This is a genomic window from Vicinamibacteria bacterium (genome assembly GCA_035570235.1).
In the GTDB taxonomy this organism is placed as follows: domain Bacteria; phylum Acidobacteriota; class Vicinamibacteria; order Fen-336; family Fen-336; genus DATMML01.
The window spans coordinates 20,193-41,572 of record DATMML010000072.1; the positions used below are offsets into that span (position 1 = coordinate 20,193).

The following is a 21,380-nucleotide window of genomic DNA, read 5'->3' on the forward strand; positions in this document are numbered from 1 at the left end:
CAGTCTGAGTGGTCTTCGGTCTAAAGAGGAGGGGACATGTCCCGTTTCGGCAGCCACGCCTTGAGAATGCTCGCCCTGCTGTTCGCGATTCCTCCCTGCGCGTGGACGGCTTCACCCGCCTCGGGGCCACGGGCTACGGACCCGGGAGAAACGATAAGCGGCGCCGCGGGCGGCCGTCTCGACGCTTACTTCGAAGCCCTTGCTGTCGAAGGCTTCTCAGGGACGGTCCTCGTGGCGCGAAAGGGCGAGTTGCTCCTGAACAAGGGCTACGGTTTGGCGGACCGGGAGCGGCACGTTCCTTGCGCGACGAACACTGTGTTCGATATCGGCTCGATCACGAAGCAGTTCACGGCCGCAGGAATCCTGAAGCTGGAGATGGCCGGAAAGCTCAAGGTCGCGGACAAGCTTTCTCAATATCTCGACGGGGTGCCCGACGATAAGTCTGCGATCACCCTTCATCACCTCCTGACCCACACCTCGGGCCTCGACCACGGTTATGGTGAGGACGACGCTTACGCGCCCCGCGACCTCGCGGTGCGGTTGTTCCTCCGTATGCCGCTTGTCACACCGCCCGGAACCGAGTATCGGTACTCGAACGCTGGCTTCAGCCTGCTCGCCGCCGTCATTGAGCGAGTCTCGGGACGACCCTACGAGACATTCCTCAATGATGAGTTCTTTCGGCCGGCCGGCATGGTCAAGACGGGATACCTGATCCCGCATTGGAACCTCCGGGAGGTGTCCAAGAACTACAACGGAGACAAGTCATACGAATGGACGTTCAACCGCAATTGGGGCCCCGAGGGCCCTTACTGGCACCTCTTCGGGAATGGCGGAATCCTGACAACCACGGGTGATCTCTATCGGTGGGAGCAGAGCCTCATGGGCGACCGTGCGCTCTCTCCCGAGGCGCGCCGCAAGCTCCTAACGCCGTACGTGCCCACGGATGAGGAGGGGCAGGGCTCTTACGCCTATGGCTGGCGCGTTGGAAAGACAAGCCGGGGGACCCCTTACAGTGGGCATGGAGGCGGGTCCGACTACGGCGTGTCGGCAGCGTACTTTCGGTTCCCAGACGAAGGTATTCTCGTGGTCGTTCTCTCCAACCAGGCCTCCTTTCCGGGAAAGCTGGGCGCGCCGGCGTTTACAGATCGTGTCTCGTCTCTCGCATTGGCCCCTTAGAACCAGTGCCTGTCCCGCATTGCGATCCACCACGAGACGGGGGTCCCCATACCAGGGAGCTTGAGCGCGAGGAGTGAGGGTGTCGATGCTTGCCGCGCCAGGGCCCGCTATCGCGGCTTGAGCCATGTGCATTTGCGGGGAGACGCTCTTATCATCCAGTGCAAGCCATGGCTCCCACTGTTGAGCACCTCGTTGCCGAGAGACTCAGACAGCTAGCTCGTCGGCGGTAGGGGTGGCTGACCGAACAAGGGACCGAGGTCTGAGGCGCCCGGCATTGGCCGTGGCCTTGGGTGTTGCCCTCGCCGTGGCGTGGCTGAGCATCCCCCGGCCGCACTGGGTGGCGCGTCTTTTCCGCTCGAGAGTCCCGAAGAACCTGCTCCTCGTCTCTATCGACACGCTCCGTGCAGATCACCTGGGAAGTTACGGATACACGCCAGCGCAGACGCCGAGGCTAGACGCCTTGGCACACCAGGGCCTGCGGTTCGAGAGAGCCATCACGGTGACCCCATTGACCCTGCCCGCCCACTCGTCGCTCATGACCGGCGTGTTCCCCACCCATCATGGCGTCCGAGACAACGGAGGGTTCTATTTGGGCGGCGACGAGGTGACCCTGGCAAGGGTGCTTCGAGACCGCGGTTTCCGCACGGGAGGATTTGTCGGTGCCTTCGTTCTCGACCGGCGCTGGGGCATAGCGCAAGGATTCGATCGGTTCTTCGATGACTTCAAGCTGGAGGACTTCAAGGACACTCTCAGCATGGACGCGATTCGCCGGCCCGGGGCGCAAGTCGTGGACGAGGCCCTGAAATGGCTGCGTGGGGACAGGAAACAGCCCTTTTTCGCCTGGGTTCACCTCTACGACCCCCATGCTCCTTACGAGGCTCCAGAGGCCTACACCTCGCGTTTCCCGAAAACCGTAGTGGGTGCTTACGATGCTGCAATTGCATATACGGACGCCCAGGTCGGTAGGCTCTTGGATGCCCTTGACCTCGATCGCCGGCTGGACGACACACTCGTGGTCGTCGTTGGAGATCACGGTGAGATGCTGGGAGAGCACGGGGAACAGACCCATGGATTCTTCTTATATGACGCAGCCATCCACGTGCCCTTGCTGGTGACCGGCCCGGGAGTGCCTGCCCGTGTCGTTCCCAACCAGGCGCGGATTGTGGACGTGATGCCCACCGTCCTGGACCTGATGAGGGTTCCAGTACCGAAGGCGGTGCAAGGGGTCAGCCTGACGCCCCTCGCGCGTGGCACCGGCATGAGCCTCATAGCCTATTCGGAGACCTTTTTTCCGCGTTACCACTACGGCTGGAGCGAGCTCCGCGCGGTGCAGGACGGCCGTTTCAAGTATATCCGTGCCCCCCGGAGCGAGCTCTACGACCTTCAAAACAACCCCCGGGAGACGGAGAATCTGGTCGCGGGCGAGGTAGCTCGTTCGGAGTCTCTTGCTCAGGCACTTGCGGATTTCGACGCACGCACTACGGCCCCCGGGGCCTCCCGAGGACCGAGTCCGGTCGACGTCGAGACGGAGGAGCGCTTGGCCGCGCTAGGTTACGTGGGGAGCGCAAGCCGCAGGAACCTCGAGGATCGGCCACGCAGTGACCCCAAGGACAAGATTGGTCTGTACCATCTGCTGAAGCAGGCGGGCGGCTTCTACTCGGAGGGCAAGAACGATGCAGCCATTGCGACGGTCGAGAAGGCTCTTGCCAGCGACCCCGAAATCGTGGATGCCTATGTCCTTCTTGGCAACTTCCTCAAGAAGGCGAAGCGCCTCGAGGAGGCGGTCGCCGCCTACAAACAGGCCCTGGCGCGCGACGACGAGCACGAGCGTGCGCTGGTCGCAGTGGCCGTGGTCTACATGGATCTGGGCCGGCTCGATGAGGCGCGGAAAAGCCTCGAGCGTGCGCGAGCGCGAGATCCTCGCAGCAGCAGCGTCCTCTGGAACCTAGCGGACGTCTGGATGCGCAAGGGCGAGTTGAAGAAGGCCGAGGCGGTGATCCGGGAGGCGTTGGCGAATGGGATCGACGAGGACCGCTTCTTACTCAAGCTTGGCGAGTGCGAAATCGAGGCAAAGCGGTTCGACGAGGCGGAAAAGACTCTGACCGCTGCTTTGGCGAAAAAACCTGGACTGGCCACAGTGCGCTTTGCTCTTGGGCTCGTCTACGAGGCCCAGGGACGGATCGACGACGCCATGAGCTCGTACAAGGCCGAAGTGGAAAGCCATACCCAGGCATACCGGGCCGCCTTCAACCTGGGAAGGCTTCTCCAGGAGCGGGGCCGGGCCGAGGAGGCGCTGGGCTATTTCCGCAAGTCTGTGGAGATGCAGCCCGACTTCGGGGCCGGTCAGCTCTACCTCGCCAAAGCCCTGCTCGACACGGGCGACCTGAAGGCAGCCGAGACGTGGGCTCGCTCCGGCCTTTCCCACAAACCCGAGCGCAGCGTCGCTCCGCTCGGCCACTACGTGCTCTCCGACATCTACAATCGGCAGGGGCGCGCCGGAGATGCCGATCGCGAAATGGCTGCCGCCCGCCGCCTTCAGGGCGGAACCTGAGGGCTGATGCCCTGCAGGCAGGAAATCCGTTTCGGTGACCTTGCCGTTCTGCTCTTACTCGCCCTCACGCCTGAAATCGGCGCCTGCCGGCTTCCGCCGGCGAATGCACGCCCGGCACGCAATCTCGTCATAGTAACCATCGACACCCTGCGCGCCGATCGCGTGGGCATTTATGGCAATCGCCATGCAGAAACACCACGACTCGACCGGATCGGTGGCGAAGGAGCAATGGCGCCCCAGGCAACGGCCCACGTGCCGCTCACGCGTCCCTCCCACGTCAGCCTCTTTACGGGCCTGCTTCCGTACGAAACCGGCGTCCGCGACAACCTCTCACCGGCCCTCGATCCCGGGACGGCGCTCCTGGCGGAAGTGCTCAAGAAGGCGGGCTTTGCGACCGCGGCCTTCGTGTCGGCGATGGTGCTCGACGCTTCCTCGGGTTTGAGCCGGGGCTTCGACACGTACGAAGCCCGCCTTGACAGCGGAGGCGGTCTTCAATTCTTGGGCTCGGTGCGCAGGAAGGGCGATGTGACGACACGTGAGGCGATCACCTGGCTCCAACTGATGCGACAATCGAGCGGTCCCGCCCCCCGGTTTTTCCTGTGGCTGCACTTGTACGACGTCCACGACCCCTACGAGCCGCCCGAACCATACGCCACGCGCTATGTGGGGAGGCCGTACGACGGAGCCGTGGCCTGGGTGGACGAGCTCGTCGGCCGACTCGATGACGCCCTTGCCCGACTTGAGCTGCGCGACCAAACGCTGCTCGTGGTCACTTCCGACCACGGCGAGGGCCTTGGAGAGCACGGGGAGACGCTCCACGGCTTCTTCACGTACCAAACGACTCTGCAAGTCCCCTTTCTCGCGCGTGGTCCAGCAATCCACCCAGGCACGCGCCTCGCCGCTACCGTGCGCATGGTGGATCTGTTCCCCACCGTCTTGGACATGCTGGGCGTGCCTTCACCGCGAGGAGTCCACCTCGCCGGTGCGAGCCTAGCCCAAGCCCTGCGCGGAGACTCGAAGGGGACCGAGCCCCTCACGTATGCCGAGTCCTTGGTGCCGCTTCTTCACTTCGGCTGGAGCGACCTGCGCGTGTTGCGCGAGGGTCGTTGGAAATATATCCAGGCGCCAAGAGCCGAGCTCTACGACCTGGAGACGGACCCCGAAGAGACGAACAACCTCGTCGCCCTCAACCCAGCACGCGGGGAGGCAATGCGCGCAGCGCTGGGTCGCATTCTCGACGAGGAGCGACGGGGAGGTGTCACCCACGAAGGAGCAGCCGCGGTTCCCCTGGAGTTGCTCGAGAAGCTGGGCGCCCTCGGCTATATAGGTGGGATGGCCCCGGCGAAGACGACCACCCCGGGGGCCGACCCCAAGGACCGAATTGAACAGTTCCGCTTCGCCAGCGAGCAGATGCGTGCGGGCCTGCTCCAGTTTGAGGCAAAGGACTACCCTGGCAGTGCGAAGCGCTTCCAAACACTGCTCGAGCGAGGCATCTCGAGCTTCGAGGTGCACTTCTTCCTAGGCCGGGCCCTATTCGCGGCTGGCCGCATTCGGGCAGCGGCTCCGCAGTTCGAGGAGGCGGCGCGCTGGGCCCCGGCCTCCGCCGCAGCCTGGAAGGGCTTGGGCGAGAGCCGGACGGCAATGGGCGACGCGAACGGCGCACTCGAAGCTCTGCATCGAGGCGAAGCCGCGGTTCCCCGGGATGCGGACCTGAGGCTAACCGAAGCTCGCCTGCTGAGAAAGCTGGGCCGCGGAGAGGAGGCGCGTCGGGCCTATGAGTCCGGTCTCTCCTTGGCTCCAGGGAATGCCCAAGGCCATGCCGAACTCGGCGAATTGCTCAGGGACCTTGGAGCTGTCGACGAAGCGATCCGGCGGCAGCGGGAGGCCGTCGACCTGGAGCCTAGCGACGCGTACTACTGGGCCACCCTGGGCATGACTCTTGGTGGCAGCGGCCGCATGGACGAGGCGGAGAAAGCGTTCCGCGAGGCATGGCGACTTGACGGTGCGGACCACCGCAACGCCTACAACCTCGGACTTGCGCTGCTACGACAGGGACGGGCCGAGGACGCCCGCCCGTTCTTCGAGAAGGCGCTCCAACTGGCCCCCGGCTTCACTCCAGCTCGGCAGAGACTCTCCGAAATGGGGCGGCCAGCCCGGAAGTGAGCTTGAGGTGGGAAGGGAACTTCCCATCGAAGCCTCGCGGCGCAAGGAAGCGAATAGCTCGTGCGACACCCATGTGAAAAAGACTTGACACGATTGCTCCCCTAAAGTATTGTTCACATGCTCTACGATCCTACCAAACTTCGGGGCGGGTAAGCCTGACTATCCCAGGCCGGGAGGAGGCATCGTGCTGGTAACTACTCAATGGGCACGGGTTGGGGCAGCCGCGTGGCTATCCCTTGCCGTCTCTGGCCTTCTGTGTTCATCCGCGTTCGCCCAGGAGACGACCGGCAGCATTTTCGGTGCGGTACATGACACCTCGGGCGCCATTCTCCCCGGCGCCACGATAACCCTGACCGGGGCGAACGTAGCAGGTTCGCGCACCACAACGGGGGATCGTCGGGGGCAGTATCAGTTCACATCGCTGCCACCGGGCGTCTACGACCTGGAGCTGAAGCTGAGCGGCTTCGCGATAATCAAACGCACCGGCGTACGGGTGCTGGTAGGAGAGACGAAAGAGGAGAACATCACCCTCGGCATGGCCAAGGTGACCGAGTCGGTTACGGTTGAAGCGGCGACGGAAGCTGTCGACACCCAATCCGCCAAGATCGGTTCCCACTTCGACAAGGACTGGATCGACAATGCACCGCTAGCGCGAACGCCTGACGGCTTCTTTGACATCCTCAAGAGCGCGCCCGGAATCGACCCGGCCTCGGCGGCGAACAACGGCCAGCAGGCGGGCGCGCAACCGATCTCCTTTGGGAGCCTCCTCGACCAGAATCAATATCAGTTCGACGGCATCGATCTCACAGACAGCTTCAACGGCAATCCCTCCACCCTCGTGCGCCCAAGCGTCGACATTATCCAGGACATTGAGGTCCTCTCCCTGGGCGCGCCGGCCGAGTACGGCAACGTTCAAGGGGCCGTCTTCAACATTGTGACTCGCCAGGGTACGAACGCGTTCCACGGCAGCGCAGCCTACTACTACCAGGGCGACAGCCTCACAGGGAGGAACACAACCGACGCCATGGACGGCGGGCTGCCCTACAAGCGGGTCAGTTACGGGGACTTTAGCGCCCAACTGGGCGGTCCAATCGTCAAGGACAAGCTGTGGTTTTTCGCCGCTTATGAGCACTCGAAGGATGCCTCGGCGGCGGGAGTAAAGCCAGAGTTCGCCCACTCAGTCTCGTTGGATCACGCATTTGGCAAGGTCACTTACCAGATCTCGCCCAGCCACAACATCGTGGCCGGCCTAAACTACGACCTGACCGACACGCAGTATCCGCTTCTTCCCAATCAAGCCCCGAGCACTCAGTTTTCGACCCGGAGGACCATCCCGGCGCCAACCGTCTCCTACACGGGGATCTTGGGAAACAGCACCACGGTCGAGGCGCGCTACGCGGGTTTCTATGCCGATCACAAGAATGGAAAGGCGCCCACCTCCGGCCCCGATTTTGGAACCTACTTCTATAACCTGGACACGGGTGCTGCGAGCGGCCACGTGACCTCATGGTACGAGTACCACGTCTCACGCACGACGGCGAACGCCAAGCTGACGCACCATTCCAGCGACTTCCTGAAGGCCGCTCACGACTTCAAGCTCGGAGTCCAGTACAACGCCGCTCCGGCCGAAGGGCTGTACGCGATCAACGACAGGATCTACATATCCTCGGACCCGACCCTCAACGGCTACGGGCTTTCCTACACGCCTTACGACTATGGGGGCACGGCCCTCAACGTCGGCGCCTTCGTCGACGACACGGTCCGGGTGGGAAGCCGGCTGACCCTTAGCCTCGGTATCCGCTACGACTACACTCACACCAAGGCCTCGTCGGAGCCCCAACTAGATGTCCTGGGCAACCCCACGGGCAAGGTGTTTCCCGGGGTTGACTACTACACCTGGAACACCTTTTCGCCAAGGCTGGGCTTCAACCTCAAGCTTCAGTCGGAAGGAAAGACGGTCCTGAAGGGGCACTATGGCCGGTACTATCGGGGTGGCACGACCGGCGAATTCGCCACCAGCGTGCCCTCGGTCTCCCCCGAATACCGCGGGAAATACGACCCTGCAACAAACAGTTTCATAAATCCAGTTCTCGTGGCAGACAACACAAATCTCTCAATCGACAAGAACCTGAAGGCTCCGAGCACGGATCAGTTCGTCCTTGCGTTCGAGCAGGCAGTGTTCAAAGACGCTGCGGTGACGGTGGAGTACATAGGCAAGCGCTCTCGCGATTTTGTGAACTGGGTGGACGTAGGTGGCGTCTACGCTCCGATCACCTACGTGGATAACGTCGGCCCCGACGCGACCGGCCGCTCCCTCACGCTGTACCAGCTTCAGAACAGCCTGGGCGACCGCCGCTTCGTGTTGACGACTCCACCGGGCTCAACCTCGAATGCCGACTACGTAAGCCTGGCCGCGACCAAGCACATGTCGCACCATTGGCAGCTCACATCGTCCCTAACCTTGGGCAAGTCATCGGGTGACCGAATCAAGGGAATCAGCGCCTCTCAGAACTTTCGGGTCTTCGGCAGGAACCCCAACGACTATGTGAACCACGATGGCCTCCTCCCCGGGGATCGTCGATACGTCTACAAAATGCAATTTCTTTACGAGGGCCTGCCCGGGGGAATCACTTTGGGCCTCGACTATTTCTACGCCAATGGTTACCCAAAGTCGCGAGAATTGCGGGTATCGCAGACCAACTTGTTTGATCCAATTCTCATGCAACCTCTCTCGAACGACCTGCGCTTCCCCAACCTGAACGTGTTGGACCTTCGACTCCAGAAGAACATCACCCTCGCGAAGGAACTCAAGCTTCGTTTGTTCGCCAACGTGTTTAACTTGTTCAACGACAACGCGGTCCAAGCGTTTCAGAGCGACGTAGCGACGTCGAGTAACTACGGCAAGCCCAATCTGAATAAGACCCTGCCACCGCGGCGGGCCATGCTCGGGGCGAAGATCGACTTCTGACCCAGCCTGGTAAGGCTGTTATCCTGAAGGCGTCGGCACGCGACCGCGCCGTGGAACCTAAGGCCTATTCAGGCCGCCCTCCGACTGAGGCCTTACCAGAGCTCGCTAGGACATTGGCGCGATACCACCAAGCAACTACTGCGCCCGCGATTGCTCCCGGGATACCCACGAGTGCCACACTGATACTGAGAAGCTCGCGCCGGGTTGACAACCCCTAACTCCCCCTTGGATTAGCCCTTGGTGGACACTTCAATACCGGCCACCAGGTAGCGACCGAGACAGGTAAGTGTTTACTCTCTGGTGATTCCGCCTGAGGCAAGTAGGGTGGGTCCTTGTGCGCTGTTTCAGGGCTTCACCCTATAGATCTCTCCGACCATGAAGGCGGAAACCAGCATGAGCAGAACGGCGAGAATGGCCAGTGCCACCCTGTCCATGCCCCAGTAAGGCTCTTCGGGGGTACGACCGGACTGGAGCCACCGCTCCCGGCTCTCAGCTGTTGCCCAGCCGTCGTCGAGGCAAATGGGACACAGCTGGAGAGATGTAATCCAGTTGTCAACTTGAAAACGCGGTTGTCGTCGCGCTTCTGAGCTCGTATGGAGTTGAAGACCGCATACTCGACACCGTACCAGATGCGGGAGCACGATGCTAAGCACGCCCAACGCGAGTCCAAGGAGCATAGGCACTGGCCCCCACCGCCGCAGATTGGGCGCCGTCACGAAGATGAGCAGTGGTCCCAGCAAGGCTGAGATCTGACTCCATCGGATTTTCCACGCTTGTCTGCTTCGCGCTAGCCAGCTATCCAAGGGGGCTCCCACAAGGCAATAGTACGACCTATTTCGTTGCCTCCTCCTGACGCAAGTCGGTGTGGACTCTGGTGCGCCAGCTTCGTCGGCCGCTTTGTAGGACGTGGGCGTTGTGGAGTAGCCGGTCGAGGAGAGCGGTTACGGCGGCAGTGTCTCCAAGCAGATTGCCCCAGTCGTCGACCGGGCGGTGTGAGGTCAGCAGGGTTGAGGCGCGCTCGTAGCGTCGCATGACCACCTCGAGGAGGTCTTCGGCGGCCGGGCCGTCTTCGCAGACTTGGGTAGCGGAACGGGACCTACGTCATGGGCACAAGACCTGAGGGGCCCGTCACTCTACGGGACGGCGACGGTATATTCTTGGGCTTAGTGCCGCTCACGTTCGAGTTCCGGACCCTACTGATGAGCTTGTTTTCCCGAATGAGCCTCTCGGGTCAACCGAGAAGGATCAGGACGAGCCACAAGAGTCGCAACGAACGGATCTCCACGCTCGACGGCCAGAAAAGCTCTGCGGCCGACGCTGGCGGGGGGGGACATTACCCTCAACGTGCGTCCATCGCCAGCCGATTACGCACTCCGATGGCTGAGCACCAAGGCAGCGATCGCCTATCGCAAGGGGTTGTGCGCTACCTGTTGATCACGCTTCTTGCTGCGGCACCTCTCACCGGCCCCGCGAGCCCTTCCCAGACGCCCGAAGGGGTGGTGTTCAGTGACGTCGCAGTCCTGCCCATGGACGAGGAGCAGGTTCTCTCCCACCGGGACGTACTCGTCCAACGCAGTATCATCCGCAGCATAGATCAGCATCGGCCGAATAGGCCATGGCCGGCGGACACCATCGTGGTGCATGGCGCGGGGAAATACCTGATACCCGGTCTCTCCGACATGCACATCCACACTCAATTTGGGGATGAGCAGCAACTCAAGCTGTACATCGTGAACGGCGTAACCGCAGTTCTGAATCTGAGCGGCTCCCCGCAGTTGCTCGGGTGGAAAGACAGGATCGCTTCGGGTGCCATCCTCGACCCGACCTTCTTCAGCTCCGGTCCGATTCTTGATGGTGATCCGCCGACCACTCCGTCACACATGGTCGTGAGGAATAGAGAGGAAGCGGCAAGGCAGGTCGAGGAACAATCGCGTCAGGGCTACGACTTCGTGAAGCCATACAGCGCACTGTCGTCTGACGCCTACGACGGGATCGTGGACGCGGCAAGACGCAACCACATCCGCGTTGTCGGTCACGTGCCTTGGAGTGTGGGCGTTGAAGGAGTGATTAACGCCAATCAGGATGCGATCGCGCATGTGGAAGAGCTATACCGCTACTTCGTCGATCGACACGAGAAGCCTCCACCCGATACGCGGCCCGATCCAGCAAGAATCAAGGCACTTGCGAAACAGTTAGCAGATCACCGCATATGGGTCATTACAACGCTCTCCGCGAATAGCAATATCCTCAAGCAGGCCACGCACCTCAGCCAACTCATTGAATCGCTAGAGACGCGATTCATTCCCAAGTCCTACCTGGCTGAGTGCAGAACCGATGATCCTTATGCCAAGCGCGGCAGTGACTGGGTATTGCAGAACGAGATCATGGTGCCCTTCCTCTTCGAAATCACCGCTGGCCTGCGTGCGGCAGGGGTACAGATGATGGCGGGCACTGACGCCACGAATCCAATCCAAGTGCCCGGAGTCACATTGCACGACGAACTGGAGCAACTTGTTCAGGCGGGCTTGACGCCCTTCGAAGCCCTAGTTACGGCAACCCGAAACCCGGCGATGTTCTTGGGGCGGCTTCAAGAGGCGGGGACAGTAACCCCCGGCACAGTGGCCGATCTCGTTCTGCTCGACAGCAATCCGCTAGAGAACATCTCGAACACAAGGAGAATAGCCGGAGTTCTCCTGAGGGGGCGATGGCTCGACCATGCTCAATTGGAGAGCATCAAGCAGGATCTGGTCGCACACTTCGCGATGGAGTGAATGCTGGGATCATTAGCGGGGTCGATCTTCAGTGTGGGGTCTCCAACGACTTGTCGTTTCCCAGGCCCAGGAGAAGCACCGAATACATGTCGATGGCGTCCCACAGGTTTTGAAGCCTGAGATTCTCGTCCGCAGCGTGTTGGTTGTTGTCATGATTGGCAATCGGCACGCCGATAACCGGCCTGTGGTGCTTTCCTTCGAAGACGTACATGGGGATGGCAGCTCCCACCGATACGAGCTCGACAATCGGGCTGCCGCAGGCTTGTTCAATGCCTCGAACCACCGCTCTCGCGACCGGGCTGTCCATGGGGGCGCGGTATGCCGGATAGCCGGGTCCCCACAAGAGCGTCACGACTCGCGGGTGCGCTCGGCGCGTAGCCAAGTCGGGTGTGCCGTGAACGATGAGAAAGCCCTGGCGGGCAATATGGTCCTCGACCGCGGCTCGTACGCCTTCCGGGGTCTGGTTCGGCACCAGACGGAAATCAATTGACGCCATCGCTTCCGTGCTGATGATGTTCGCTGCCTGCGCACCAACATTCCCCCCTTGGATACCATGAACATTGAGCGCGGGTTTGAGGATCTGCTCCGCCAGGGGCACGCCGTCGCCCTCCGGTGTCGCGATCGCGAGCTCGTGCTTGAGGTCTTCGTCGACCGCGGGAGTCTTTAGGACTGCCTGCTTCTCCGCATCCGTCAAGGGTCGGACGTCGTCAGAAAAGTGGGGGATCAGGATCTGCCCATCCTCACTCCGCATGCTGTCGAGCAGATGCGTGAGAAGCATGATGGGATTGGGTGCCCAGTTTCCGTAATGGCCGCTGTGAAGGGCGCGGGTGGCCGCGTAGACCGTCATCTCCAGGTCGATTTCACCACGCACTCCGAAAAATACCTGCATGCGCCGGGATGGGTGTATCGGCCCATCCGACAGCAGCCACACATCGGCTTCCAGCGCTTCAGGGTGCCTGCTCAGCAGCTCCCCCAAGTGGGGGGAGTTGATCTCCTCCTCGCCCTCGAACAAGAGCTTGAGATTCACGGAGAGCGCCCGGCCGGTCGACTTCAGGGCGTCCAGCGCCGTGAGAATCGCTTGGATCGGTGCTTTGTCGTCGCTGGCAGACCGAGCATAGAGGCGGGATTCGGGCTCATATTGACGCCTTGATCTCCAATCGACCTCGTGCGATCCGGGGTCGATGAGCACGGGCCGAAAGGGCGGATGTCGCCACTGCGCTGGGACTGCGGGCTGGCCGTCATAGTGGGCGTAAATTCCTATGGTCGGCCGATCTCCAGGAGCGCGCAGTTCACCGTAGACGAGCGGCGGCGCTCCCGAGACGCGCAAGAGTTGAGCAGTGACGTTGCGGCGCTCCATCATGCTCACGATGGTTCGCGCGTTGCGCTCAATATTCTCGGTGTCGGAGGCGTGGTTGGGGATGCTCAGGAGGTCCACGAGTTCGCCGACGATCTCCTGCTCGTGCGCCGCGCGATAGCGGCGGATCTGTTCCCGAACGACCGAGCCATCGTCCGCCCAAATCCTCTGCGCTCCTGAGCAGCAAAGAGACGCCGCAAGAATGACTGTCGAGCACCGTACTCTCATGTCCTTCACCGCGCCGTGTCGACCGCCTAGCTGTCCGCCAGGCTCCGACGACAAGAATATTATAATGTTGACATGTTGAACAATCAAATGAGATCCTAGAGAACCTATGGCGGTGGAAGGAGATCCGCGGGAGTCCAGGGGTCTTATTGAACAAGCCGCCTTCGCTTATTGTTCATGTGCCGAACAATACCAACTAGCCTAGGAAGATGAGCTTCCTGCTTTCAGCTGACGGGGGGCACGATGTTGAAAGTACTTAGAACCGCCGTGAAACGCGGAATCGGCATCGGAATCAAAGTCGACGTCTCGCCGGGCCCCGAACGCGGGTCCGGAGGGGCGCCCGGTCAAGCCGCTGCCGCGCTGCAGCATCTCCTGACCAAGTCGAAGAGGTATCTCTCGCTAGGCCTCGCGGGACTCTCCGCCGCCGGGGTCGCCCACGCCGGGCGCCCCGTAACCTACGAGGACATCGTCGCCCTCCGGAGACCATCCGACCCGCAGATGTCGCCAGATGGAGCACGAGTGGCCTTCGTCGTGAGCGAGTGGGACCGACGGGACGACCATTTCACTACCGACCTTTACCTGGCCGAGGTGAGCACTGGTCATGTTTCGCGCCTCACCCAGGCGCCGGCCGACAAAAGGCACCCTCGGTGGAGCCCCGACGGTCGGTCTCTCGCCTTCCTCACTGACCGCGATGGTCATGCGCAAATCCACGTCTTGGACACCCTAGGTGGCCCCCCACATGTGGTGGTAGCCCTCTCTCGCTCCGTCGAGAGCTTCGAGTGGAGCCCTGACGGCAAGGAGATCGCGTTCCTGGCCGTGGAACCCCAACCGCCAGCCCAACCGGGGAGCCGCAAGCTCCCGGTTGTGGCCAGTGAGGACATCGAGTACCAGCGCCTTTGGATCGTGGATATCGCAACGGGCTCCATCCGGCAGCTTCGAGCGGGAGCAAAGCACGTGGTCCAGTTTGCCTTCTCTCCCAAAGGTGACCTCCTGGCCAGCCTTGGCCAGGCCTCCCCTCGGTGGCCGGACCAGGTCCAACGAGAGCTGTACATCGTGTCCCGGGCGGGCGGCGAACCAAGGCGGGTAACCACGGACGGCGGCGAAAAAAAGGATCCCACTTGGAGCCCTGATGGCACGGAGGTGGCCTATCTTGCCGCAGCGGAGGGCAACCCCCTCAGCGTCGGACCGCCGAAAGTTCACGTCGTATCGGCGGCGGGCGGAACGCCCAGGATTTTGGCCGCGGCTTTCGAGGGCTACGCCCAAGGGCTCGCCTGGAAGGGGGGTCGTGGCCTCTTGTTCACGGCGGGAGTGGGGGTGGGCCAGCACCTGTATCGCGTCGCGCTCGGCGGCGCGGCCCCGCAGGCGCTAACCACGGGTGACGGTGTCTATAGCGCCTTCACGACCGATCGCGACGGCCGCGCGGTGGCGGCGACTCATGAGAGCCCCTCCCACCCGCCTGAAGTGTGGGTCGCGACCGATGTGGACCAGCCCTTCCGGGTCTTGACCGCCCTCAACCCTCAGGTAGCCGAGTGGTCCCTCGGCAAAGTCGAGACCACCCGCTGGAAATCAAGCGACGGCCTCGAAATCGAAGGGCTCGTCGTGTACCCCGTGGATTACGTGGCGGGACGCCGCTACCCAACGATTCTCTACGTTCACGGAGGGCCGGAGAGCGCCAACCTGCGGGGCTTCATAGCGAACTGGGACAGCTTGCCGCAAGTATATGCAGGCGCCGGCTTCGTCGTGTTCATGCCCAACTTTCGCGGATCCTCGAACTATGGAGGCCGCTTCTCGCTGGGCGGCGCAGGCGCCAGCTCGATCGCGCCTGAGGAAGGAAGCTTCGCAGACAGCATGACCGGTCTCGACCACCTCATCGAGGGCGGGATCGCCGATGCCGCCCATCTCGCAATCAAAGGATGGAGCTACGGTGGATACTTCACCTCGTGGGCGATCGGCCACACCGACCGCTTCAAGGTGGCGGTCGAGGGCGCGGGGGACACCAACCTGGTCAGCTACTACGGAACGGCGGCGATCAACCCGGGGTTCGACCTCCTCAACGAGCATCCCTACGATGACCCGGCGCTGTGGCACAAGCGGTCGCCTCTCACCTACGCATCGAAAGTAAGGACACCCTGCCTTATCCTTCAAGGAGAGAAGGACGAGATCGTGCCGAAGGGCCAGAGTCAGGAGTTCCACAAGGCCCTGCAGCACTTCGGGGTGCCGACGGAGCTCGTGATCTACCCGGACCAGCCACATGGGCTCCAGGTGCCGAGCTATCAAATCGACAAGATGCGCCGGGAGCTCGAGTGGATCAGGAAATATATCAACTGATTCGCCGACAACCAGCGTCGACTTGGCTGCCTTGCAGCGTTGGGCGCTCTACGCAGGGGTTCAGCGGAGGGTCATGGTTGCGCCTTTGGTTCGGCCCCTGAGGCATGGATTGTCTTGTCGATCCAGTCAGCGTACGCACTCACGCGCACGAAGATGTCGGTGAGCCCGTAGTTGCCGGGCGGACCGTCCGCTGCTGAGCTGACGCCTGCCACAAGCACACGACCGCCGGACTCGAGCAGGGCGGGGCCGCCGCTGTCGCCAGGCCCACACACGCCCTCGAGGTCTGTCCCCGCGGGAGGGGCGTCAAAGGAGAAGAACAGTCGGCGTGGTCCCGCATCCGAGACCTGGTTTGTCGCCGCCCGCCGCCTGTGATCCGTGTGAGTGAGTGCCGTCCCTCCCTTGCCGTAGTCGCCCCATCCAACGATAAATGCAGTCCGGCCTGCTTCGTCGTGACTGCGATAAATCTCCAAGGGTGCGATCCCATCCACGGGAGTTTCGAGTTCGAGCAGTGCCAGGTCGACTTCGGGCGGGCGGTCTCGAGCGGCCGTCCCAAGAGGGTGAAGCACTGCTCGCTTGACCCGATACCGCCGCTCGCCAAACTTGACCGCAGTGGCGCCCCCGCGCCCAGCGGCGACATGCGCGGCCGTCAAGACCCATCGGGACGCCACAAGGGTGCCGCTTCCGTCGGGCTCGACCTCGCCTACGGCGTCGAATCTCGCACCCAGTTTTAGATACTGGCCGTCATCCCGATCGTGCCTCTCGACGATCGCCATGCTACTCGGCGCGGAGGTCAGAAGGAGCAAAGCCCAAAGGAAGGATATCCTCATGCTAGCCTCCCGACGGCGGCCGACGGACTGCAGCTTCAGCTACCACCTGACTGTTTTGTCTCCCGTGGTGAACACCCGATGGGCTCGGCCTGCTCAGCCCATGAGTGCGCGGGCTCTGCTAAGGGAAGGGTGCAACTAGCCACCTTAGAACGGCTCGGGCGGCGCCTCACCGGGGGGCCGCTCGGACCGCCTCCACGCCCGACTCCCCGCTGCCGAGGGTGGCACGTTGGCGCCCGTCCGGTGTCCGTCCAAATACGACCGGCTTCGAGGGCGAAAACCCGCGATCCCAAGTCATGAACGCGTCGACGCCGACCGGGACCAGAGTCAATCGGGTCTCCAGGCCCCGCAGCGAGACGCCTTGCAGCCGCTCCCCGGTGGCGTCCCAGACAAACGCCCGGTCAGCAGTCCCTTTCTCGAATCGGCAGCGCACGAGCGTCACGTCGCGCTCGGGCTGAAAAACCGCCCCCAGGGCGCGGCACTCCAGCAGTGGGCCCTTTCCCGCCTCCTGCTCCCGGCGCCACTCCCCATAGCGCTGCGCAAGGGCGGCCGAGGGCACGTCGCCGCCGCGGGACCGGCTCATGGGCTCGAAGTCGCCCCGGAGCGCGGCCGCGCTTACCTCTTCTATGAGCTTGCAGAGGCGCCCCGCCCGCCCCTCGTCCACCGGCCGGGAGGAGTGGAGTCGCGAGAAGGCCAGCGGCCCCTCGGCCTCGGCGACGAGGCCGCCGGCCTCCGCAGTGAAGCGCCAGGCGCCCTGGTCTCCCGCGAGCCGGTAGGCGCCCTCGAGCCCGCGCAGCCTTTCAGGCGCGACGGCGATGCGATCCGGCACGTCGAGGTATGGCCGGCCGGCGAGCAGCCGCTCGACCAGCGGACCCAGGAGCGACTGGCCAACGGGCACGTCCGCCATGACGTTCGTCTGCAGGAAAACGACAGCGCCGGCTGACGGGACGATCGCGAAGTCCGCGTAATGGATCCCGTTCCCGCCGTTATGGGTCACCAGCTTACTGCCGTCCGCCAGCGCCCGGATATCCCAGCCGTAGCCGTAGTGCGACCCTGACGGTTCGGCGACGTGCGGAGACCACAGCTTCTCGAGCGAGGCCGGCTTCAGCACCCGGCCGCTTCTCAGGGCCTCGGCCCAGCGGAGCATGTCGTAGGCCGTAGCGTGCACGCCGCCGTTGGCGTGAAGGATCCAGTAGGGGCCGTCCGCCCTCATGGGCCGCTCAAGGATGGTGCCCCAGCGCTCGGCACCCCGGTAGCCCTGCGCAAACCGGCCCTCCCCCCAGCTCGCGAGGACGTAGCCGGTCTCGTACATCGACTGGGGCAGGAAGAGACGCTCTCTCGCATAGCGCTCCCAGGATCCGGCGGTGAGCTTTTCGACGATCACGCCCAGCAGGCTGAAGCCCGCGTTCGAATACTCGAAGCCACGGCCGGGCGGGAAGGCGAGCGGCTGGGCCATGGCCCGGCGCACGAACTCCTCGCGCCCAATTGGGTCGAAGTCGTCGGCGCCACGCAGGTCCACGATCCCCGAGGAGTGCGTGAGCAGCTGGTGCAGCGTGATGCTCCGCTTGTCCTCCGGCACTCCTTCGATGTGCTTCGTTATCGGATCTTCGGTCCGGAGGCGCCCGTCCTCCTCCAGCGCGAGGATCGCCGCCGCCGTAAACTGCTTCGTAATCGAGCCGATCGAAGAGACCGTTCCTGGCGTCCAGCGGATCTTGCGTTCGCGGTCGGCGAGTCCGTACCCGTCCGCCACAAGCGGCGCGCCTTTGCTCGCGACCAGCACCACCCCCGCGAAGCCAAGTTTCTCGAGCCGAGTGAGATACGCGCGAGTATCCGCCACGAAGGTGTCGGGGGGGGCCCCGGCGACGTGGCGGGTCCCGACGAGGACCAAGATCCCCAAGCATGAGATTGATCGTAGTGCGGATGTGGCTCGTATCATGAATCTTCCTCCCCCCAGCGTGGGTCGGCCGCGGGCGCTCTTTTCTAGGCAAGGGTCTGCTGGCTCGGCCACCAGCACGGGACCAACTGGCGATATGCGCATTTCCGGAAAGGACTCAACGTGCGCCTCGAGCGGTCGGTCCCGCGAGCTCAGCCGGGGAGGCCATCGGTGGTGGACACCTCACCGATCGGCGTGACGCTCGGCTGGCTTCCGCGGGCAGAATGCGCCGCATGCGTGGCCGGCTGCCAGCGGTTCCTCTCCCCTAACCCGGCTCTAGAAGCTGACTTTGGCTCCCAGCATTGCCCGCACCGGCATGATGATTTGGTTCGGCTGTTGGAAATTGGCCGAAGTAACGTTCATGCTTTGGTTGCTCTGGAAGGCGTAGGAGTTGAAGACATTGAACACGTTGGCAAAAACGCTCAGCCGGGCGTCGCCCCCAAAGCGAATGTCCTTCTGGAGGCGCAGGTCCAGCACGCTCAGGCTCGGGAAGCGAAGGCCGTCCGTGAGAGGCTGGGCCTTGACCGGACGCGGAAGGTTGGTGGCGGGTATGGGAACCATGCGCGGAATGGGATAGCCGTCGGCGTAGTAGTAGTTGGCACCCACCGTGAAACCACCGGGAAGGCCGGTGTACAGAACCTGGGCTTTGACCACTACAAAGCGATCCCGGGCCAGGAGCCCGTTGGAGTTCACGTAGTCATTCGGGTCTTGCCCGAACGTACTGAAGTTCAGCTGCCCGGTCAATCCGTTGATCCGGTCGCCGCGCGAGCGCACCAAGTCCACCGATGAAGTGAGTTGCCAGTGCGAAGACATCCTCTTGCTAACCGTGAGGCTGAAGGCGTTCACGTCTGACGCCGTGCCGTCCGGTGTAGTCAAGAGAAAGAATCGCTGGTCGAGGCTACTCACCAGCTTTTGCACGGTGAAGGACGCTCCGGTCGCCCCGGCCCCGCGGGAGTCCGTGTACGTAATGGGCGTATAGACGCCGCGCACATCCAACCAACCGGGATAATCACGGGACCTCTTGTGGACGTAACTAGCCGTCAGGTTGAGGTCTTTGAACAGCTCGCGCTCGAAACTGAGCGTGAACTGGTCCGTCTTGGGCGCCTTAAGGTTCGTGTCGATCGCTTGGTTTGTGTTGTCAAAGGCGAGACTGAGGTCTTGAAAGGCCTGGGTCTGAAAATTCCAGGTCCCGGCGAAGGTGGGCGATACAGAGGGGACCACGTTCGCGAACTCCCCGGTCATACCCCCGCGATAGTAGCGTCCGTAGTGCCCCTTGAGGACGGTCTTGCCGTCCTCGGTCAACTTCAGGTTGAAGCCGATACGTGGCGAGAAGGTATTCCAAGTGTAATAGTCGATCCCAGGGAACGTCTTTCCAGTGGGGTTGCCAGCGGCGTCCAGCTGGGGTTCAGCGAACGCGCTCGTGTGCGTATAGTCGTACCTCAGGCCGATTATCAAATTGAGGCGGCGGCCGACTTGGACGGAGTCGTCGACAAACACGCCCACGTTCTTGGAAGTACCCCCGTACGCGAACGGCGTGTACTGGTAGCCATAGCCCTGGAGCTGCCCATTGGCCCTTGTCAGGTAGACGCGGTCGTTTATTCCGTACACTCCGTCGATCGGGGCACTGTTGTACTGGACCCCGAACTTGAAGTCATGGGCGGTGCGAAGGAAGTCGGTTGCGTGGTGAGAGAGCTTGCTGACTAACGTTGTTCGAGAGAGGTTGTACTCGAACCAACCGAAGACCGCGCCCGAAATCTGACCGGTGTCCCGGTTCTCGAAGCGCGTTGCTATCTGACGGGCGCCCCCGAGCGTGCCATCCTTGTCGTTCGTATAGAAGCCCGCATACCGGGTTTCGAGGACGGTCCGGTCACCGAACAAGGCCGTATAGGTTACGGTCGGTGAATATATCCGGCGCCTGCGACCCTCCTGCGACTCCGGGGCCTCGCCCGGGTGAAGGGGGAAGACGATTTCGGTATCGTCGTAGTTCAAAGCACCTACGATTGTGTGCTTGGCGGTCGGCTGAAAATTCAGCTTGCCAAAGTAGTGGTCGACCTTTGTGCTGGTGGCGAACTGAGGCGCGATTTGCACCGTCGAGGCATCCTTGCGATGTTGATAGGCCAGAAAGAACCATAGCTTGTCCTTGGCTACGGGGCCTCCCAACTGCGCAGAAATGTCTTGATAGGCCACCCGTGTGAAGGGAAACCCAAAGTCTTCAGCCGGGGTCGTGTTTCGTCCGCTGAGGCCGTCGCTCTGGTAGTAGTAGGCCGCGTCCCCGTGGAACTTGTTGGTGCCTTGGCGGGTAACCACGTTGAAGACCGCGCCCTGAACGTTGCCGTACTCTGCCGGGGCCCCTAGGGACATGATTTGGACCTCTTCCATGATGTCAGTGCTCGGCTGCACGAGGGTCGGTATCCCGCCCCCGAAGTTGTTCGTGAGGTCGATCCCATCGAGCTGGTAGAGGTTTTGGTCGAACATGCTCCCGTAAGAGGAAGGCTGGAACCCGCGAGGATCGTTGGGGTCCACGCCCGGAGCGCTGGCCAGGACGTCGAAAAAGCTTTGCCGCTGAATGGGGGCGTTGTCGATGAAGGCCCGGTCGTAGGTTGTCCCCACCTGGGTGGTCTGACTGTCGACGACGGCACTACTGGCCTGCACGCTGACGGTCTCGCTCGCGCCCGCCACCTCGAGGGTGCCGTTCTCTTCCACCGTGCCGCCAACCGTTACGCGAACCAGCGTCCGCCGAAGAGGTGCAAAGCCTTTGAGCGTGAAGGTCACCTCGTACTCCCCCGGGGGGAGGCCGACGAACCGATACTGACCCCGGTCGTCCGTAGAGGAGCTCTGCGTCCCCATGATCCGCTCCCCAACCACGGAGACGGTCACGCCACGCAAGGCCCCATGCGAAACATCCTGCACCGTCCCGACGATGGTTCCGGTCGTCGTCTGGGCAAAGACGCCAGAAGCTAGGCCGCTACCGATCCCCAGGGCCAGGGCAGTGATCGCGAGTCTCCTCATAAGGATCTCCTTGGAGGCCAGAGTCTTGCGGACGCTTCCGCGAGGGCTCACGGACTCCCTACCGGGGGCATTTGACAT

At 62.7% G+C, this 21,380-nt stretch carries 10 protein-coding genes and 1 pseudogene; 6 read left to right on the forward strand and 5 right to left on the reverse strand.

Features of this window, described 5'->3' with window-relative positions; genetic code table 11:
* Positions 1–36 precede the first annotated feature (36 nt).
* From VN461_12720 to VN461_12735, 4 genes are all read left to right on the forward strand, one after another.
* Positions 37–1,176, forward strand: coding sequence for a serine hydrolase domain-containing protein (locus VN461_12720; protein ID HXB55644.1), 1,140 nt, complete (start codon positions 37–39; stop codon positions 1,174–1,176).
* 280 nt (positions 1,177–1,456) lie between these two features.
* Complete coding sequence (locus VN461_12725) at positions 1,457–3,727, forward strand: sulfatase-like hydrolase/transferase (protein HXB55645.1); 2,271 nt, start codon at positions 1,457–1,459, stop codon at positions 3,725–3,727.
* A gap of 6 nt (positions 3,728–3,733) precedes the next feature.
* Positions 3,734–5,890 (forward strand): sulfatase-like hydrolase/transferase, encoded by a 2,157-nt coding sequence (locus tag VN461_12730; GenBank protein ID HXB55646.1) that lies wholly within the window; start codon positions 3,734–3,736, stop codon positions 5,888–5,890.
* A gap of 184 nt (positions 5,891–6,074) precedes the next feature.
* Complete coding sequence (locus VN461_12735) at positions 6,075–8,858, forward strand: TonB-dependent receptor (GenBank protein HXB55647.1); 2,784 nt, start codon at positions 6,075–6,077, stop codon at positions 8,856–8,858.
* A gap of 831 nt (positions 8,859–9,689) precedes the next feature.
* On the opposite strand, the pseudogene VN461_12740 reads toward VN461_12735, so the two are convergent.
* Positions 9,690–9,905: pseudogene (locus tag VN461_12740) on the reverse strand (ATP-binding protein).
* 371 nt (positions 9,906–10,276) lie between these two features.
* On the opposite strand from VN461_12740, the gene VN461_12745 reads away from it, so the two are divergent.
* Positions 10,277–11,629, forward strand: coding sequence for an amidohydrolase family protein (locus VN461_12745; protein ID HXB55648.1), 1,353 nt, complete (start codon positions 10,277–10,279; stop codon positions 11,627–11,629).
* 28 nt (positions 11,630–11,657) lie between these two features.
* On the opposite strand, the gene VN461_12750 is transcribed toward VN461_12745, so the two are convergent.
* Positions 11,658–13,211, reverse strand: coding sequence for a M20/M25/M40 family metallo-hydrolase (locus VN461_12750; protein ID HXB55649.1), 1,554 nt, complete (start codon positions 13,209–13,211; stop codon positions 11,658–11,660).
* A 516-nt stretch (positions 13,212–13,727) separates the two neighbouring features.
* On the opposite strand from VN461_12750, the gene VN461_12755 reads away from it, so the two are divergent.
* Positions 13,728–15,536 (forward strand): S9 family peptidase, encoded by a 1,809-nt coding sequence (locus tag VN461_12755; protein HXB55650.1) that lies wholly within the window; start codon positions 13,728–13,730, stop codon positions 15,534–15,536.
* 71 nt (positions 15,537–15,607) lie between these two features.
* Here VN461_12755 and VN461_12760 read toward each other — a convergent pair whose 3' ends face one another.
* The 3 genes from VN461_12760 to VN461_12770 form a co-directional block, all read right to left on the reverse strand.
* Positions 15,608–16,363, reverse strand: coding sequence for a trypsin-like serine protease (locus tag VN461_12760; protein HXB55651.1), 756 nt, complete (start codon positions 16,361–16,363; stop codon positions 15,608–15,610).
* A gap of 166 nt (positions 16,364–16,529) precedes the next feature.
* Positions 16,530–18,257 (reverse strand): serine hydrolase domain-containing protein, encoded by a 1,728-nt coding sequence (locus VN461_12765; protein HXB55652.1) that lies wholly within the window; start codon positions 18,255–18,257, stop codon positions 16,530–16,532.
* Positions 18,258–18,569: 312 nt separating this feature from the next.
* The gene (locus VN461_12770; GenBank protein HXB55653.1) at positions 18,570–21,302 is read right to left on the reverse strand and encodes a TonB-dependent receptor; all 2,733 of its coding nucleotides are present in this window, start codon (positions 21,300–21,302) and stop codon (positions 18,570–18,572) included.
* Between the last annotated feature and the right edge of the window lie 78 nt (positions 21,303–21,380).

Excerpts from the sequence above, each read along its gene's own strand:
- VN461_12730 (HXB55646.1), top strand. The coding sequence starts at position 3,734 with ATGCCCTGCAGGCAGGAAATCCGTTTCGGTGACCTTGCCGTTCTGCTC.
- VN461_12750 (HXB55649.1), bottom strand. The coding sequence starts at position 13,211 with ATGAGAGTACGGTGCTCGACAGTCATTCTTGCGGCGTCTCTTTGCTGC.
- VN461_12720 (HXB55644.1), top strand. The coding sequence starts at position 37 with ATGTCCCGTTTCGGCAGCCACGCCTTGAGAATGCTCGCCCTGCTGTTC.
- VN461_12770 (HXB55653.1), bottom strand. The coding sequence starts at position 21,302 with ATGAGGAGACTCGCGATCACTGCCCTGGCCCTGGGGATCGGTAGCGGC.
- VN461_12760 (HXB55651.1), bottom strand. The coding sequence starts at position 16,363 with ATGAGGATATCCTTCCTTTGGGCTTTGCTCCTTCTGACCTCCGCGCCG.